This window comes from Shewanella psychrotolerans, from assembly GCF_019457595.1.
Classification (GTDB): Bacteria; Pseudomonadota; Gammaproteobacteria; order Enterobacterales; family Shewanellaceae; genus Shewanella; species Shewanella psychrotolerans.
Genome location: NZ_CP080419.1, coordinates 2,085,460 through 2,101,784, shown reverse-complemented (window position 1 = coordinate 2,101,784; position 16,325 = coordinate 2,085,460). Strand labels below are relative to the sequence as shown.

Annotated in this window: 16 protein-coding genes and 3 tRNA genes; 10 read left to right on the top strand and 9 right to left on the bottom strand. The window is 41.6% G+C overall.

Annotated features, from left to right (window positions below):
• Positions 1 to 21 precede the first annotated feature (21 nt).
• The 7 genes from K0I62_RS09330 to ttcA all read left to right on the top strand — a co-directional run bounded on the left by K0I62_RS09330 (position 22) and on the right by ttcA (position 6,641).
• On the top strand, positions 22 to 501 hold the full coding sequence (locus K0I62_RS09330; RefSeq protein WP_220071156.1) for a FixH family protein: 480 nt from the start codon (positions 22 to 24) through the stop codon (positions 499 to 501).
• Positions 501 to 2,900, top strand: coding sequence for a heavy metal translocating P-type ATPase (locus tag K0I62_RS09325; protein WP_220071155.1), 2,400 nt, complete (start codon positions 501 to 503; stop codon positions 2,898 to 2,900). Before K0I62_RS09330 ends, K0I62_RS09325 begins: the two co-directional genes overlap by 1 nt.
• Positions 2,897 to 3,082: a cbb3-type cytochrome oxidase assembly protein CcoS gene (gene ccoS / locus K0I62_RS09320; RefSeq protein ID WP_220071154.1), complete on the top strand. Its 186-nt coding sequence runs from the start codon at positions 2,897 to 2,899 to the stop codon at positions 3,080 to 3,082. The genes K0I62_RS09325 and ccoS overlap by 4 nt, the downstream gene beginning before the upstream one ends.
• A complete protein-coding gene (locus K0I62_RS09315; protein WP_220071153.1) occupies positions 3,079 to 3,771 on the top strand; it encodes a sulfite exporter TauE/SafE family protein in 693 nt (230 codons plus the stop codon). The genes ccoS and K0I62_RS09315 overlap by 4 nt, the downstream gene beginning before the upstream one ends.
• 55 nt (positions 3,772 to 3,826) lie before the next feature.
• Positions 3,827 to 4,576 (top strand): electron transport transcriptional regulator EtrA, encoded by a 750-nt coding sequence (gene etrA, locus K0I62_RS09310; protein ID WP_220071152.1) that lies wholly within the window; start codon positions 3,827 to 3,829, stop codon positions 4,574 to 4,576.
• Positions 4,577 to 4,670: 94 nt separating this feature from the next.
• The gene (uspE, locus tag K0I62_RS09305) at positions 4,671 to 5,603 is read left to right on the top strand and encodes a universal stress protein UspE (RefSeq protein WP_220071151.1); all 933 of its coding nucleotides are present in this window, start codon (positions 4,671 to 4,673) and stop codon (positions 5,601 to 5,603) included.
• Between the two features lie 84 nt (positions 5,604 to 5,687).
• Positions 5,688 to 6,641 (top strand): tRNA 2-thiocytidine(32) synthetase TtcA, encoded by a 954-nt coding sequence (ttcA, locus tag K0I62_RS09300; protein ID WP_220071150.1) that lies wholly within the window; start codon positions 5,688 to 5,690, stop codon positions 6,639 to 6,641.
• Positions 6,642 to 6,731: 90 nt separating this feature from the next.
• Here ttcA and K0I62_RS09295 read toward each other — a convergent pair whose 3' ends face one another.
• Both K0I62_RS09295 and K0I62_RS09290 read right to left on the bottom strand, forming a co-directional pair.
• A complete protein-coding gene (locus K0I62_RS09295) occupies positions 6,732 to 7,352 on the bottom strand; it encodes a DUF2987 domain-containing protein (protein WP_220071149.1) in 621 nt (206 codons plus the stop codon).
• The gene (locus K0I62_RS09290; protein ID WP_220071148.1) at positions 7,330 to 8,160 is read right to left on the bottom strand and encodes a glucosaminidase domain-containing protein; all 831 of its coding nucleotides are present in this window, start codon (positions 8,158 to 8,160) and stop codon (positions 7,330 to 7,332) included. The genes K0I62_RS09295 and K0I62_RS09290 overlap by 23 nt, the downstream gene beginning before the upstream one ends.
• A gap of 136 nt (positions 8,161 to 8,296) precedes the next feature.
• On the opposite strand from K0I62_RS09290, the gene yvcK reads away from it, so the two are divergent.
• Positions 8,297 to 9,208 (top strand): uridine diphosphate-N-acetylglucosamine-binding protein YvcK, encoded by a 912-nt coding sequence (gene yvcK, locus K0I62_RS09285; protein WP_220071147.1) that lies wholly within the window; start codon positions 8,297 to 8,299, stop codon positions 9,206 to 9,208.
• A gap of 55 nt (positions 9,209 to 9,263) precedes the next feature.
• Here the strand turns inward: yvcK and K0I62_RS09280 are convergent, their stop codons facing one another.
• From K0I62_RS09280 to K0I62_RS09260, 5 genes are all read right to left on the bottom strand, one after another.
• Positions 9,264 to 10,457: an amino acid aminotransferase gene (locus K0I62_RS09280; RefSeq protein WP_220071146.1), complete on the bottom strand. Its 1,194-nt coding sequence runs from the start codon at positions 10,455 to 10,457 to the stop codon at positions 9,264 to 9,266.
• Positions 10,458 to 10,710: 253 nt separating this feature from the next.
• A tRNA-Leu gene (locus tag K0I62_RS09275) sits at positions 10,711 to 10,796 on the bottom strand.
• A 38-nt stretch (positions 10,797 to 10,834) separates the two neighbouring features.
• A tRNA-Cys gene (locus K0I62_RS09270) sits at positions 10,835 to 10,908 on the bottom strand.
• Between the two features lie 34 nt (positions 10,909 to 10,942).
• Positions 10,943 to 11,018 (bottom strand) — tRNA-Gly (locus K0I62_RS09265).
• A gap of 253 nt (positions 11,019 to 11,271) precedes the next feature.
• The gene (locus K0I62_RS09260) at positions 11,272 to 12,708 is read right to left on the bottom strand and encodes a glyceraldehyde-3-phosphate dehydrogenase (RefSeq protein WP_220071145.1); all 1,437 of its coding nucleotides are present in this window, start codon (positions 12,706 to 12,708) and stop codon (positions 11,272 to 11,274) included.
• Between the two features lie 204 nt (positions 12,709 to 12,912).
• Here K0I62_RS09260 and K0I62_RS09255 point away from each other — a divergent pair, with 204 nt between their 5' ends.
• Both K0I62_RS09255 and gap read left to right on the top strand, forming a co-directional pair.
• The gene (locus K0I62_RS09255; protein ID WP_220071144.1) at positions 12,913 to 13,752 is read left to right on the top strand and encodes a DUF2989 domain-containing protein; all 840 of its coding nucleotides are present in this window, start codon (positions 12,913 to 12,915) and stop codon (positions 13,750 to 13,752) included.
• Between the two features lie 220 nt (positions 13,753 to 13,972).
• A complete protein-coding gene (gene gap, locus K0I62_RS09250; protein WP_220071143.1) occupies positions 13,973 to 14,983 on the top strand; it encodes a type I glyceraldehyde-3-phosphate dehydrogenase in 1,011 nt (336 codons plus the stop codon).
• 169 nt (positions 14,984 to 15,152) lie between these two features.
• On the opposite strand, the gene K0I62_RS09245 is transcribed toward gap, so the two are convergent.
• Both K0I62_RS09245 and K0I62_RS09240 read right to left on the bottom strand, forming a co-directional pair.
• A complete protein-coding gene (locus tag K0I62_RS09245; RefSeq protein WP_220071142.1) occupies positions 15,153 to 15,428 on the bottom strand; it encodes a hypothetical protein in 276 nt (91 codons plus the stop codon).
• A gap of 443 nt (positions 15,429 to 15,871) precedes the next feature.
• A complete protein-coding gene (locus K0I62_RS09240) occupies positions 15,872 to 16,198 on the bottom strand; it encodes a hypothetical protein (RefSeq protein ID WP_220071141.1) in 327 nt (108 codons plus the stop codon).
• Positions 16,199 to 16,325: the final 127 nt, after the last annotated feature.

The window sequence follows — 16,325 nt, the reverse complement described above, 5'->3', positions numbered from 1 at the left end:
CAAAAACGACAGGTAGTACCCATGAACAAACCGCAAGCTTGGTATAAACAGTTTTGGCCTTGGTTTCTGATCATTTTGCCTCTGTGCGCCGTCATCGCCAGTGTTAATCTGTTGATGGTCGCAATTAATAATAAAGACTCATTAGTGTCCGAGGATTACTATAAAGATGGTAAAGCTATCAACATGGATCTGCGTAAGTTAAAGCAGGCAAAGCAGCTCGGTATGCAGTTTGAATTAACGCTCGACGATAACGAAATTATGCTGACTCAGCATGGCGGCGAAGCTTATCAAGCAGCATTAAGTGTTGAGTTTTTCCACCCCACGTTACAAAAGCGCGACTTTGGCGAGATAGCGACAGCTGACGGCCAAGGTATCTATCGTATTAAATTAGATGCTCCTATCAGTGGTCTGTGGGAAGTTAGACTCGAAGGGTATGATAAATCTTGGCGCATTCAAAAACGTCTAGATCTTAAAGATGACGCTCAGTACTGGCTAAATTAATGAGTCCAGTAGCCTGTTTTCATTGTGGTGAGCCAGTGCAAACTGGCTCGCAGTTTACGACGCTGATTAATGATCAACTTCAGCCTATGTGTTGCCCAGGTTGTCAGGCGGTATCCGCTGCAATTATTGATGCTGGGCTGACAAATTATTACAAATACCGCACCGAACTAGGTAGTAAGCAAACCGCCTTGGTTCCCGATGAGTTAACGACCTACTCTGCTTTCGATCTAAAAGAAGTACAACAAGACTTTGTTCATACCAGTAACGAGACATGTGATGTATCGTTAACAATAGATGGCATAACTTGCGCCGCATGTGCTTGGCTTATCGAACATAAGCTAAAAACGGTAAAAGGCATTAATCGTATTGCTGTGAATACCACCACAGAAAGAGCGCTAGTTAACTGGGATCCGACAATAATAAAACTCAGTGAAATTTTAACACTTATTAGTCAAATAGGTTATCAAGCAGCCCCCTATCAAGTTGATGACGAAGAGATCCAAAGTAAGCGTAATAGTCGTAAATTTTTATTGAGACTTGGACTAGCAGGCTTTGCGACAATGCAAGTGATGATGTTCGCGCTAGCACTCTATTCTGATTACTTCACCGATCTCGATGTTGAATATCGTGATTATTTTCGCTGGGTTAGCATGATATTTGCTGCGCCAGTGGTATTTTATTCAGCTCAACCTTTCTATTTTAGTGCGTTAAGATCCATGTTATCAGGTCGACTGAATATGGATGTCTCTGTATCCATTGCAATATGCGGTGCCTACATCGCAAGTTGTATCGCAACGGTCAGCGGTCAAGGTGAAGTCTATTTTGAATCGGTGAGTATGTTTACCTTCTTTTTACTATTGGGCCGCTTCTTCGAACAAAATGCGCGCCAGAAGGCCTCGGTAAGCTCTAATAATCTCCATAAATTGATCCCGTTAACGGCCAACCTTATTGATGCACAAGGCCAGCATAGTGAAGTGCCTGCCAAGCGGCTTAAAATAGGCGACCTCATTTTAGTTAAACCTGGTGAGGTCATTGCTGCCGATGGTGAATTAATTAATGGGCGCAGCAGCGTTAATGAAGCAATGTTAACCGGTGAGCAGATGCCCGTAGCCAAAGTTGATGGTAGCCAAGTATTTGCTGGCACCATCAATGTTGACCATCCTATCGAAGTTAAAGTCACCGCCATAGGCCAAGATCAGCTCGTCGCGGAGATCATCCGCTTACAAGAAGCCGCCTCCAACAACAAACCCAAAGTCGCACTCTATGTTGACACGATTTCAAACTATTTTACTTGGACAATCCTTATCGTTGCAGCATTGACCTATATGATATGGAAAACCTACTGGCCAGAAGACGCCTTTTGGGTGACTTTATCTGTGCTGGTTGCTACCTGCCCTTGCGCCTTGGCGTTAGCGACGCCCACCGCAGTAACCTGCGCGACAGGTCTATTTACTCGTATCGGCGTCGTGGCCAAAAAACCTGGCGTCTTCGAAAAGCTACCCAAGATTGAACATGTAGTATTTGATAAAACAGGTACACTAACCTGTGGCAGCCTGACGATTGCCCATATCGAGCTCTACAGTGACCTCTCTGAAAAAAGAGTCTTATCGATAGCGGCGGCATTGGAGTCCAGTTCGCTCCACCCTATCGCTCGCGCATTCGAAAAATACCGGGATAATTCGATTTTAACTAGCCACAGCAGAAATCTTTCAGGTTTGGGGATCAAAGCCAATATTGATAATGAGACCTTCTGTATTGGCAGTGCTCAGTTTATTAACGCCGAACTTAATATCGCATTACCTATACTGGATCAACAGGCGGTATATTTAGCCGATAAATCCAAAATGCTGGCGCGATTTGATTTAGTCGATGAAATTAGACCTGATGCAGCAGCTACGGTGAGCCAACTAAAAGCGATGAACTGCGACGTAAGCATTGCCAGCGGAGATAGTTCATCACACGTTGACGAGGTCGCGAAATCAATCGGTATCAATAATGTACATAAGTCACTTAAGCCAAGTGATAAACTTACGCTGATTGAATCTATGCAAAAGAGGCAAGCTGTCGCTATGTTTGGTGATGGTATCAACGATGCTCCTGTGCTGGCTGGCGCCAATTTATCCATTGCGATGGGGAGTGGCGCCGCAGTAACCAAAAATAGCGCCGATGTGATTTTACTTGGCGATCAGCTGTCCCGTTTCGTCGATGCTGTAAAAATAGCTAAATTGACTAGTAAGGTCATCCGTCAAAACTTATTATGGGCGCTTGGCTACAACGTATTCATTATTCCACTAGCCGTAACAGGTCACGTTGTCCCCTACATCGCCGCAATTGGAATGTCTGCAAGCTCACTAATCGTGGTAGCAAACAGTCTTAGACTTCTAAAGGTTCGAATATGAGTATTATCTACGTTTTAATTCCTATCGCGATGTTGTTTGTGCTTATTGCCGTTGGAATTTTCTTTTGGGCGGTAAAATCTGAGCAGTTTGATGATCTAGACCGTCAGAGTGTTTCCATCTTATTTGACGATGACATTCAGAAAACTAAAGATGCCGCTAAAGATGAGTCGAAGCCACTTTGATTGATTTCACCGTTACAGGCGCATTTCTTGTTGGATTGATGGGCGCAGGGCATTGCATTGGCATGTGTGGTGGACTTGTTGGCGCCTTCTCACAGCAGTTACCCAAGCCACCCGGGCAAAATATGCTTGCCGCTCAGTTACAATTTATATTGAGTTACAATTTTGGACGCATCTTAAGTTATACCATCGCAGGTGCCCTTATCGGCGGATCCGCTAGCGTGCTCAGCACTCTTTTCAGTCTTGATCTATATTTGATCAGTATGCGAATTTTTGCTGGGATGATGATGATCGCAACGGGTTTGTATATTGCGCAAATTTGGTCCGGTGTCGTTCAAATTGAAAGGTTAGGTAAATTGGTATGGAAGGTCGTCGGACCTGTCGCTAATCGATTGCTACCGATAAAGAATCTGAAACAAGCATTCGTGGCTGGCTTTTTCTGGGGCTGGCTGCCCTGTGGTTTAGTCTATAGCACATTGACCTGGTCAGTTGCTGCAAATAGTGCTCAACAAGGCGCGTTGATTATGGCTGCATTTGGCCTAGGAACGCTTCCTGCGTTAGTCAGCGCAGGCGTTGCAGCGCAGTTTTTTGCACAACTGGTCATGAAACGTGCGGTACGTTTATTCAGTGGTTTGATACTGGTAAGCTTTGGTATACAGACTTTGTATATTGCATTTGCACAGCTTAGCTAGCTCAGTTAATTAAATTAGTTTAACATAAGGCTAATTGTGAAATTTGAGAGAGATTATGACAGATTATATTAAAAGTCGTCGTTCGGCCGTGCCCGGATGCGCCATTCATTGTCATGACTGCAGTATGGGAACCTTATGTATCCCTTTCACGTTAAATAACAATGAGCTTGATCAACTCGATGAGATCATTGAACGTAAAAAACCGATACAAAAAGGTGAACAAATCTTCAAATCTGGTGACTCTCTTAAGTCGCTCTACGCCATTCGCTCGGGCACTGTCAAAAGCTACACTATTACCGAACAAGGTGATGAGCAAATTACTGGCTTTCATTTAGCTGGCGATGTGATTGGTTTTGACGGCATTCACTCTCAAATTCATCAAAGCTTTGCTCAAGCGTTAGAGACATCTATGGTGTGTGAGATCCCGTACGAAACACTCGATGATCTATCGGGCACTATGCCTAAGTTACGTCAACAAATCATGCGATTAATGAGTAACGAAATTCAAAGTGATCAGGAGATGATCTTGCTCTTGAGTAAGAAGAATGCCGAAGAGCGCCTAGCAGCGTTCATCAGCAACCTCGCTAATCGATTTGGTAGCCGTGGGTTTTCACCTAAAGAATTTCGTTTAACCATGACTCGCGGTGATATTGGTAACTATCTAGGGTTGACTGTCGAAACCATTAGTCGACTTTTAGGACGATTTCAAAAGGCTGAATTGATAGAAGTTAAAGGAAAGTACATAACAATAATCAATTTTGAAGCTTTGAATAAACTAGCTGGAAACAATAAGATCGGTCGCTAAATATACGATATAACGGTCAAATTTGATCTAAAACAAGGCAATTTGCTCTATATCGCTCATTATTAAACTACCACATCAGATAAAGGAATCATCTATGAAGGACTATAATAAAATCCTTGTTGTAGTGGATCCAACTAACGACAAACAACCAGCCCTCGCAAGAGCCATTGAATTAGCTTCTAAGAATCAAGCCGCTATTTCTGTATTTTTGTCCATCTTCGATTTCTCCTATGAGATGACCTCGATACTTTCTGGTCAAGAACGCGAAGCCATGCGTCAAGGCGTTATTGCCCAACGTAAAGCATGGTTAGAAGATTTGCTAGTGGAATATGAAACGAGTGGCGTCGTGATAGAAAGTGAAGTGGTTTGGCATAATCGTCCGTTCGAAAGCATTATTTTACATGCGCTTGAAGGTGGTTTCGATCTTATCGTCAAAGGAACCCATCAACACGACAAGTTAAAATCAGTCATTTTTACACCAACAGATTGGCATTTGATGCGAAAAGCACCTGTACCAGTGCTGCTAGTGAAAGAGCATGATTGGCCTGTCGCCGGTAAAATTTTGTGTGCCATCAACGTAGCCTCTGAAGATGACGATCATCAAACCTTAAACGGTAAAATTATTGAGCACGCACTGGATCTTGCTAAAAAGTTTGATGCTCAAGTTCATTTAGTTAATGGGTATCCTGGTACGCCAGTAAATTTGGCGATTGAACTCCCTGATTTCGATGCGCATACCTATAGCGAAACCATCCGAATGCAGCACGAGCAACGTGTTTGCTATCTTGCAAATAACTACGGAATATCCAGCGACTTTTGTCATATAAAAGAAGGCTTACCTGAGGATGTCATTCCTGAACTAGCAGAGCAACTCGATGCTGAACTTGTGATCCTTGGAACTGTTGGGCGAACTGGCTTTTCCGCAGCCCTTATCGGAAATACCGCCGAGCACGTCATTGATAGCATTAATTGCGATTTACTGGCAATCAAACCCGATGGTTACAAGTCACCATTAGAAGATGATTAAGCTGACAAGCTTCACTTCTTAAGCCGAATTTTTTAAGCTATACTACGCGCCCAGAATTTGATGATACTAGGCGCGTTTTTTATTATGTCTGACGATACCCTCTCAAAAAAGCAGATCACGAGGTTAAATAAACTCCAGAAACGTCTTCGACGTGAAGTAGGCACCGCTATTGCCGACTACAACATGATTGAAGAGGGTGATACGGTAATGTGCTGTCTTTCTGGCGGAAAAGATAGCTACGCCATGTTAGATATCCTGATTAACTTACAGCAACGTGCGCCAGTATCATTTAACTTAGTCGCAGTTAACCTCGACCAGAAGCAACCAGGGTTCCCTGAAGATATTTTGCCAGCTTATTTAGATACCTTAAATGTGCCTTATCATATCTTAGAGAAAGATACCTACTCAATTGTTAAAGATAAAATACCTGAAGGCAAAACAACTTGTTCTCTTTGTAGCCGCTTGCGAAGAGGCACCCTCTATGGCTTCGCTCAAAAAATTGGCGCAACCAAAATTGCATTAGGCCATCATCGCGACGATATTATTGAGACCCTGTTTCTCAATATGTTTTATGCTGGTAAACAAAAAGCAATGCCGCCAAAGCTCCGTTCTGATGATGGTTCGAATGTAGTGATCCGTCCCCTCGCCTACAGCCGTGAAAAAGATATTGCTGAATACGCCGAGCTAAAACAGTTTCCGATAATTCCATGTAACCTGTGTGGCTCACAAGAAAACCTTAAACGTGCAGCAATCAAAGATATGTTAAATACTTGGGATAAACAGTTTCCTGGCCGCTTAGAAACCATCTTTACAGCGATGCAAAACACTAGCCCTTCACAAGGTGTTGATAGATCTCAATTCGATTTTGTGTCATTGAAGCAAGATCCGAACGCACCAATGAAAGGCGATGTAGCCGAGTCAGATCTTCCAGCATTCGACTTTCTTGATTTATCCAACAGTGGTCATATTGATTTAGATGAAGCCAAGCGTAACACTGACGCCTTAAAAATTAATGTGGTCAGCACTTATACGCCGTAATTGGCTGTCGTCGACGAAAAGTAAAACTGCAAATATAAAAGCCCCTAATGATATAGAGTAATATTGAGGGCTTTTATATTGCTATTGAGGCTAGTGATTTATCCACGGGCTAATGACATTAGGTTCACGACTAAAAGAGAGTTTTGTCATGGTATTAATATGTTGGCGAGACAATCTATATGTCCCTTCTATTAACTCCATCTTTCCATCAATTGTTACACTAGCTGGTTCAACGAATTCAAAACTGACGCCAGCAATATCGTCAGTAAAATAACGCATCGGAAAACCTTGCATACTGTGAAGCAGTTCATCCATTTGTGATTGAATGGCTAATAGATCAGCTTTGCCATAATCAATCATTGGTCGTTTGGCTCTTATTTGCATAGCGACGCCACAGAGGCTGGCATCATTTTCCATCTGTAAATTAATTAATGCCCGATCAGACTTCAGCCTTTCATCGAAAGGAATAAACACTCTTTGCTCTGCCGTGATGGTCAGTGGAAACCGCTCTTTTTCGGTGCTAATAAAACCGTCTTGAATGATACACCCATTATCTTTGGGCACCGAAAAAACGAGTTCGATGAGTGGGTAGTGTCCTTTATTTACCTGTTTCAACCTTTGATAAAACCCTTGATATTCAAGAGATATCGGTGATGATTGTGCTACAAAACTCACAGCAAATAGGCAACTAAACAGCAGGCCTTTGTTCATTATTTTCCACCAAATATTGATTGTTATGACGTAACATTTCAAGTAACTCATCAATGTAAGCTTCTTGACGTTCTGAATAATTCATTAAACCGTATACCAGTTTATCAGCGCTAACAGGCTGATCTTCCGCTCTAAGATCGGCCCTTATTGCTCTTAGCAGGGAGTATGCAGCATTTGAATTTAGATTGCGCATGTAGGAGCCAACAGATTCATCAACACTTTTAAAAACAGCAACTTCATGACTCATGCCTTTAGAACGCGATTGTGGTATAAGCCCGCAGCCCTTTTTAAAGCACCATTGTCCAAAAAAATTAAGGCCTTCTTTAGCAAATCGACTACTTCCCCATCCAGTTTCATTAGCAGCCTGAATAAGCACAAGGTTCTCAGGAATAATATCGACTCGAACGAGAAGATTATCTAATGTGTCTTGAGTAACGCTGCGCATGGCATATTGATACTTACTGGCTATTTTGAAAATTCGAAACTCCTCCGCCTCGGACAACATAAGATCCTCTGCCAGATGTTGCTGCGACTGAAGCAAAAATTTTCTCTCATCGAGGATAATCGCGTTATGGTGAGATATAGCTGGTCGCAAAAAATCAAAAAATGCTTGTTTCTTTTCGCCAACATCGACTATTGCGTCAAAATCTGGAATAGCACTGTACTTGAGTTTGTTTTTTAATAGTTTCCCATTCACTTCTTGACTCTGAATCGAATCCCGTTCGATCAATATCAGTTTAATTGCTAATAAAGCCAAAACCACGATGGCTAACGACAATATAAGTTTGTTGATTAGACCTGTTTTCAAATTAGCTCGCTCTTTTTAGACTATATCGCATCGATTATATGTCATCTGGCAATTTTAACAAAACCGCTATGCTAAGCGGTGATATTGGATATAATGGCCACCGTTCGATCAGGGGATTCAGGAAGGAAAGACCCGAATGCAAAACAATGCACTTAATCAATTTTCAAATGTAGTGGCAATTGGCGGAGGCCATGGACTTGGCAGAGTTCTCTCCTCATTATCATTTTTAGGCCCGCGTCTAACTGGAATTGTTGCAACTACCGATAATGGTGGTTCAACAGGCCGTTTAAGACAAGAACAAGATTGTATCGCTTGGGGCGATCTGCGGAACTGTTTATCCCAACTTGCCAGTCGTCCCTCAATCGGCTCGTTATTATTTGAATACCGTTTCGAAGGTAATAGCGAGTTAAACAATCACAATTTAGGCAATCTTATCCTTTTGGCGCTGGATCAGTTGTGTGTCAGACCACTCGATGCGGTTAATCTAATTCGAAGGCTACTAAACATTCAAACCAAAGTGATCCCAATGTCTGAGCAACCAACCCATTTAGTGGCTATTCAATCTTGTGGAAATCGTATATTCGGTGAAGTACAAGTTGATGAAATGAAGGAAGATCCTATTGCACTATCACTTGAGCCAATGGTCGAAGCCACACATGAGGCCTATTTGGCAATAAAAAATGCTGAGTTAATTATTTTAGGACCTGGCAGTTTTTTAACCAGTATTATGCCGCCACTGCTATTGCCCCTACTCAGCCAAGCATTAACTGAGTCTAGAGCAAAAATTATTTTAATAGAAAATCTCACGGAAGAACCATCAACAGCGGCAAACTTTAGTTTAGATAAGCGCTTGCATTGGTTCAAACAGGTTCTTGGAAACAAAGCGGTCGATCACGTTTTATGTAATGGTGAGTCTTATCTCACCGAGGGCAATATTACTTACTATCCGCTTCGTAGTAGACATCATGTCGCACTCCATGATCGCCAAGCATTGGTTGACGCTTTATCGTTAATCGTTGCGTCACCAGAACTTAACGTAAAGGGATAAAAATCCCATTACAGGCATGCAATGGGATTTTTAAATTGTAATTCAACACAAAATATTAGATTACTTGTGCTATCGCTTTGCAGATGGCGGGCATATTGTCACAAGTCATACCTGCCACACTGATGCGGCCAGAACCTACAATATAGATCCCAAACTCGTCCTTTAGGCGCCCGACTTGTGACTTGTTCAAGCCTGAAAAACTGAACATACCATTTTGAGTCGAAATAAAGCTAAAATCTTGAGTTACGCCTTCCGTTTTTAACGTATCGACAAAAAGCACCCGCATCTGAGCGATACGGTCTCTCATCTGTTGTAACTCTGACAACCACAGCGCTTTGAGTTCATCATCACCTAAAATGGTAGCAACGATCAGTGCGCCATGTGCTGGAGGATTAGAATAGTTACCGCGAATGGTACTTTTTACTTGGCTAAATGCAGTATCAGCGGTTTCTTTATCTTTAGCAACAATAGTCACTGCACCAATACGCTCATTATAGAGACCAAAGTTCTTTGAAAAAGAATTAGCAACGATCAATTCTGGGACCACGTTTGCTACGGCACGTAAACCTTGTGCATCTTCTTCTACGCCATCTCCGAATCCTTGATAGGCAAAGTCAAATAGTGGTACTAACTCTTTTTCCAAACATAACTGAGCTATCACTTCCCATTGAGTGATATTAAGATCGATACCCGTTGGGTTATGACAACAACCGTGTAAAAGTACCAGATCGCCAGTCTTGGCTTGCTCAAGATCGGCTAACATCGCATCGAAATCCATACTATGGGTTGATGCATCGTAGTAAGTGTATTGCTTAACGTCTAAACCAGCAGATAAGAAAATATTGTTGTGATTGGCCCAAGTTGGATTACTTACCCATATGGTTTTCGAGTCGGTATTACGAACCACAAATTCAGCCGCTACCCGTAACGAACCTGTGCCACCTGGCGCTTGCGCAGTTGCAGCGCGCTGCGCGTTAACGACACTGCTATCCGCACCAAACAAGAGAGTTTGTACTGCATGGTTGTACGCCTGAACGCCTTCAATGCCCAGATAACTTTTACTCGTTTCATTTCCTAACAATTTCTGCTCAGCCAATTTAACCGACTTCAGAATTGGAGTCTGACCAGACTCATCCTTATAAATACCAACACCTAAATTGACCTTCTCAGATCGAGGATCAGCTTTAAATGAATCGGTAAGACCTAGAATTGGATCTGCAGGAGCCAGTTCTACCTGGTTAAATATCATGACGGCATTCCTAAAATAAAGTGTTAATGTAGGGTTCGTCGCTAGTTATACCACTGTCATCTTGTGCTTCATAGAGGATTTTATTCAACGCAACAATTTTTCCACTTCAATGAGATTTACCGCAATATTTATGGGTTTCAATGCATAAAACTGAAGAATGTTTGATAAAGATAGCTATTATTTGAATGCTGTTCTTGGCGATGAAAAACAAAAAAGCCTCAACAACTATTGAGGCTTTTTTGTCATCTTAAGATGGTACCCGTGGCCAGACTTGAACTGGCACGCTTATTCAGCGAGGGATTTTAAATCCCTTGTGTCTACCGATTCCACCACACGGGCAATGTGTGTTTTACCGTTAACAACGTTAAAACTAAAAGTGGAGGCGCGACCCGGAGTCGAACCGAGATCGACGGATTTGCAATCCGCAGCATAGCCATTCTGCCATCGCGCCTTATATCGAAGGCGTTAACCCAATATGTAACTATTGGAGCGACATATCGGGTTCGAACCGATGACCTATACCTTGGCAAGGTATCGCTCTACCAACTGAGCTAATGTCGCATTATGTAATAACTTTCAATATCATCGAGGTTAACTTAAAAAGCTTTCCCTTGACTGCGGAAACGAATTCTACCGATTTAACAAAAAGAGTCAACGCTATTTTTAGTAATAATTGAGTTTAATTAACTGTTTGCTGCAATATTCACCTTTGTGGTTTTTTGTTAATCAGCAACATCATCTTATTGATAAAAAAATGCCCTAGTCTTTGCTAGGGCATTTAAATTATAACAGTAAGCTATAAACTGATCAGCTTTTAAGCAGCAGGTAGAGACTGATAATTAAGTCCTAACATTTTCTGCATCACACCAACCACCTGGCAGCTATAACCAAACTCGTTGTCATACCATACATAAAGAATCGTACGGTTGCCTTCAGCGATGGTCGCTTGCGAATCAACTACACCAGCATAACGAGAACCGACCAGATCTGAAGAGACGATCTCTGTTGACTCGGTATAGTCGACTTGATTTTGAAGCTCTGAACATAACGCAACATTACGTAGGTATTCGTTCATATCCTCTTTATTCGTTTCGCCATTTAGATTCAAGCTAATAATAGCCATCGACACATTTGGCGTTGGAACACGAATCGCATTACCTGTAAGTTTGCCAGCAAGTATTGGTAGCGCCTTAGCAACCGCTTTAGCCGCACCCGTTTCTGTGATAACCATATTTAATGGCGCACTACGACCACGACGATCTGCTTTGTGGTAATTATCAATTAAGTTCTGGTCATTGGTATAAGAGTGAATCGTCTCTACGTGACCATTAATAATGCCATATTTATCATTAACCGCTTTTAACACTGGCGTGATAGCGTTGGTAGTACAACTTGCGGCAGACACTATGGTATCTTCATCTAAAATGTCGCTTTCATTGACACCATAAACGATATTCTTAATTGCACCTTTTGCGGGCGCAGTTAACAGCACTTTTGATGTGCCTTTGGATTTAAGATGTAAACCGAGACCGTCTTCATCTTTCCAAATACCCGTATTATCAACAACCAGTGCGTCATTGATACCATACTGAGTATAGTCAATCTCATCTGGCGAGTTAGCATAGATGACTTGGATGTAAGTCCCGTTTGCGATGATCGCATTGTTCTCTTCATCGACTTCGACAGAGCCGTTGAATGGTCCATGGACTGAGTCGCGACGAAGTAAACTTGCACGTTTCTCTAGATCACCTTTGCGACCACCACGAAGAACAATTGCACGCAAACATAACTTATTGCTCACGCCCGTTCTTTCAATCAATAAGCGCGCTAATAGACGTCCAATACGACCAAAACCATATAAAACAACATCCCTCGCCTGCTGATTGTCTTCATGGTCGATTGCTGAAGCAAGTTCATGGGCCATATACGCTTCAACTTGGCTTGCATCAGTGTGCTCACGCCAATAGTTAACCGCCAATTTACCAATATCGACTTTGCATTGTTTTACTGCAAGTTTGCTAAGTGCTTCAACAAATGGGAAGCTTTCACGCAACCTTAGTTTGTCACCTACATGACGGCGCACTAAGCGGTGCGATTTAATGATTTCTATAGTGGAAGCATTAAGAAGGGGTTTACCATATAACACCACTTCTACACCTTGATTACGGTATAGCTTACCAAGTAAAGGCTGCATAGCCTCTGCCATTTCGAAACGTTCTTGCCAACTTTGTAGGTGTTTATCAGCGGTCATTGCAGGTCCTTTATCTCACTTTAACTACATTTATTTGTAGAAATATTTGAGTAACAAAAAGAAAAGACCAATACTCTATTATTATCGGAATGTGATTCCAGTTATTGGTCGGCGCTATTGTAATGAAAAGTCGGCTTTTGATCTAGTAAGATGTTTTCGCTAACTATGTAATAATATTAGATAAACTCACGAAAGGACGTTCATTTGAGAGCAAATTTTGTAATCATTACACCATTATTATCTCTTTTCGCTATTTTTGGGCTATTTGGATGTGATAATGCCGTCAATACCGACACTATATGTAAAAATAATCCTGAGCTGTGTGACGATTTACATCGCGACAGTTGGTGTCGTTATGAAAAATCAGACCTGATCCAAAAGCGCTACGCGTTAAAGAACAGCCCTTCCCCCTCTGGAAAACAGATTTATCAACATCTCATTAATCTCGAAAAATACAGTAAGTGCATTGAACTCGCAGCTGGAGTACAACATATACTTCATCCTGAACGGACAAATGATAGAGTGCGAGCATTTGGTATTAGTGCACAGAACTTGGCTGAACTTCGCGATTCAACTAAAAACAGTAAAGATCTTTATCTTTCGTTTTACCATTGGGTAAGGTTTGGCGATCAACAAGCTCAAGCCAGAGTGATAAAAATGGAGCGTGCTGGTGAAGTCAAAGATCCATTGATATTGGCTCATTTAGCGGCCTATTACCAAAAGTCTGATCTTAATAAAGCAAAAAGCTTGTATCTCACTCTGCTAGATATTGCATCTAGAGAAGAGTTTGACCCTAACTGGTTGCTTGGTCTGGCGAGTATTTATCATCAGGAAAATAATTTAGAGAAGACTTATCTTTTTTCCAAAGCCAATGTCTTAATGACTTCAAATACCGCCTCAGCTCAAAAAATGAGTGCTTTGGTCAAAGACGATCCTAAACTTGAAGCCTTTTTAACAGAACAAGCTGAAACTTTAGTAAACCATCTCAATGACGGTGACTACGCTTCTAGTGAAATTAGGCAACAGCTAAACGCCTCAAACTAGCCTGCCGACTTGCCCCATATAGCGCTCGGCAAAATGTTTGCCACTAGTATTTTTTTTACAGAAAAATAGCGACTTTTTGTAAAAAACCTGACCACTGTAAAGAAATCAGTAAATTTGTTAACCTAAATCACCGAATATTGGGGATATTACTTGACGGTCGCTGTCAATTTGGTAATTTTACTACCAGATTATTTTTATACATTTACCTGAGGGATATGAGATGACTATCCGCGTTGCAATTAACGGTTATGGCCGTATCGGTAGAAACGTACTTCGCGCGTTATATGAAAGCGAAAAGAACTATCCAATCAAAATCGTAGCAATTAACGATCTAGGCGATGCTTCAATCAATGCTCACCTAACCAAGTATGATTCTGTGCATGGTCGTTTCAACGCTAAAGTTGATCATGACGAAGAAGCTATCTACGTAAACGAAGATAAGATTGTTACCTTCTCTGAACGTGACCCAGGCAAATTGCCATGGGCTGAGCTAAACGTTGATGTCGTATTCGAATGTACTGGTATCTTCACTTCTAAAGAAGCCGTTCAACCCCACCTAACCGCTGGCGCTAAGAAAGTGATTATCTCTGCACCTGGTAAAAATGTTGATGCAACGGTTGTATATGGCGTAAACAACGACGTTATCACTGCTGATATGACAGTGATCTCTAATGCCTCTTGTACAACTAACTGTTTAGCGCCATTTGCTAAGCCGTTAAATGATGAGATTGGTATCGAATCAGGTCTAATGACAACGATTCACGCATACACTAACGATCAGCGTTTATCAGACGTATACCACACCGACCTACGTCGTGCTCGTGCTGCTGCTATGTCAATGATCCCGACTAAAACTGGTGCAGCTGCTGCTGTTGGTTTAGTTGTACCTGAATTGGCTGGCAAATTTGATGGTATGGCTGTTCGCGTACCGACAGTAAACGTTTCTTTGGTTGACTTATCATTTATCGCAGCTCGCGATACTACGGTTGAAGAAGTTAATGCGATTATTGAACGCGCGGCTAGCATGGCACCTATGAGTGAAGTGCTATCAGTTAACCACGAGCCATTGGTATCTATCGATTTCAATCATAATGCTTTCTCGTCAAATTTCGATGCAACTCAAACTCGTGTTAACGGTCGTTTGGTTAAAGTTATGTCTTGGTATGACAACGAGTGGGGCTTTAGTAATCGTATGCTAGATAACGCTGTTGCATTAATGACAGCTAAATAGCATCTGATCGCTAGATGAAAAAAGGAGCCTATTGGCTCCTTTTTTAGTTCTATCACTTTTAGCTTACTGAATGGCGGAAGGATATGACGACGATTCGCGCAATATCATTGATACAAACCACCAGTCATTCAAGACGCTATTTTTTAATCAGCAGCGCTTATAAACAATATTAAAAGCGTTTGATTCTAACGACTTTCATTATTTCAAAATCAAAGCCCGCTACCGTCTCGGTTTCTGGATAATAGGTCATGTTGACTTTTTGGCCTTGTAGACTGCGATACTTCTTGGTTCGTCGAAACTTAAAAGGTGCATCACACCCTTCAATCGTTACCGTATGCTGCACCCACTCATCAATCTGTCGCTGAGTATGCGAAACAATTTTAACGCCTTCCGAATGAACCAAATCTTTGTGAGTATCAAGCATTTTATCTACAACATGTTTCATAACGAAGCCTTAAAACGAGAGCGTTTGTCTACCTAAGTAAGAGTGGAAGTAAAAAATTATAGAACATAGAGAAAATTTTGCGCTAAGCTCCCATGATAACAAAATTACGCCCTAAAAGTATCGCTCCTTTAGCCATGCATATTGGTAATAGCCTCATTTGCCTAATCTTCTGAAACCAGCATAGAAAAATTTAAATCACTGAGTTTGATAGAGCAGGAATGACCACTGAACATAAGCTAACGAGTGCAGAAATCATCCCAGACAAGCAAGCGCCTTATCACTATCGGTTCGAGGCTAAAAAATGCATCCCCCGTCAGATATTCCTGAATAACAACCTCAAACGATTAACACTTTTTAATACCCATCCATCAGAATGATGAATGAAGTGATTAGGTTAATTATATTTCACGATTTACGGTGGCAATTACCTTTGCTTATTCACGCTATCGAAAGGATAAAAATTGATTGATCATTAACGCAAGTAGATCATGAAATTGCTCTTCAAATTGCGCCAAATCTTTATTAAATACCTTAAGGTAAGCAGTAGCTTGGGTACGAGATAACCCCTTGTTGCCTACCGAATATTCGATTTCAGGCAGCGATTTATCATACCTTGGCAGTGGCAACCATCTTATAAAATGGCTTTCCTCACGCTTTAATTCTTGATTAGCATACCGACAAAAGTCAGCAATATGATCAATACCATCGGGTCCTAAACAACCAGGTTCTATTCTGCATAAGATCACTAGCTTCTTATCGTCATCAAGCATTTGTAGCTCCAAAACGTCATCTTATCTTTGAGTATACCTGAGTAACTCAAAATTACATCGTAGATATTGCTCGTAACGATAGTGCCAGATCGCCAGCGCGTCGATTGGCTATAAATTCATTTCAAAC

What these genes read in the sequence shown, in the direction of transcription:
- K0I62_RS09330 (WP_220071156.1), top strand. Translation starts at nt 22, where the DNA reads ATGAACAAACCGCAAGCTTGGTATAAACAGTTTTGGCCTTGGTTTCTG.
- K0I62_RS09325 (WP_220071155.1), top strand. Translation starts at nt 501, where the DNA reads ATGAGTCCAGTAGCCTGTTTTCATTGTGGTGAGCCAGTGCAAACTGGC.
- ccoS (WP_220071154.1), top strand. Translation starts at nt 2,897, where the DNA reads ATGAGTATTATCTACGTTTTAATTCCTATCGCGATGTTGTTTGTGCTT.
- etrA (WP_220071152.1), top strand. Translation starts at nt 3,827, where the DNA reads ATGACAGATTATATTAAAAGTCGTCGTTCGGCCGTGCCCGGATGCGCC.
- uspE (WP_220071151.1), top strand. Translation starts at nt 4,671, where the DNA reads ATGAAGGACTATAATAAAATCCTTGTTGTAGTGGATCCAACTAACGAC.
- ttcA (WP_220071150.1), top strand. Translation starts at nt 5,688, where the DNA reads ATGTCTGACGATACCCTCTCAAAAAAGCAGATCACGAGGTTAAATAAA.
- K0I62_RS09295 (WP_220071149.1), bottom strand. Translation starts at nt 7,352, where the DNA reads ATGAACAAAGGCCTGCTGTTTAGTTGCCTATTTGCTGTGAGTTTTGTA.
- yvcK (WP_220071147.1), top strand. Translation starts at nt 8,297, where the DNA reads ATGCAAAACAATGCACTTAATCAATTTTCAAATGTAGTGGCAATTGGC.
- K0I62_RS09280 (WP_220071146.1), bottom strand. Translation starts at nt 10,457, where the DNA reads ATGATATTTAACCAGGTAGAACTGGCTCCTGCAGATCCAATTCTAGGT.
- K0I62_RS09260 (WP_220071145.1), bottom strand. Translation starts at nt 12,708, where the DNA reads ATGACCGCTGATAAACACCTACAAAGTTGGCAAGAACGTTTCGAAATG.
- gap (WP_220071143.1), top strand. Translation starts at nt 13,973, where the DNA reads ATGACTATCCGCGTTGCAATTAACGGTTATGGCCGTATCGGTAGAAAC.
- K0I62_RS09245 (WP_220071142.1), bottom strand. Translation starts at nt 15,428, where the DNA reads ATGAAACATGTTGTAGATAAAATGCTTGATACTCACAAAGATTTGGTT.
- K0I62_RS09240 (WP_220071141.1), bottom strand. Translation starts at nt 16,198, where the DNA reads ATGCTTGATGACGATAAGAAGCTAGTGATCTTATGCAGAATAGAACCT.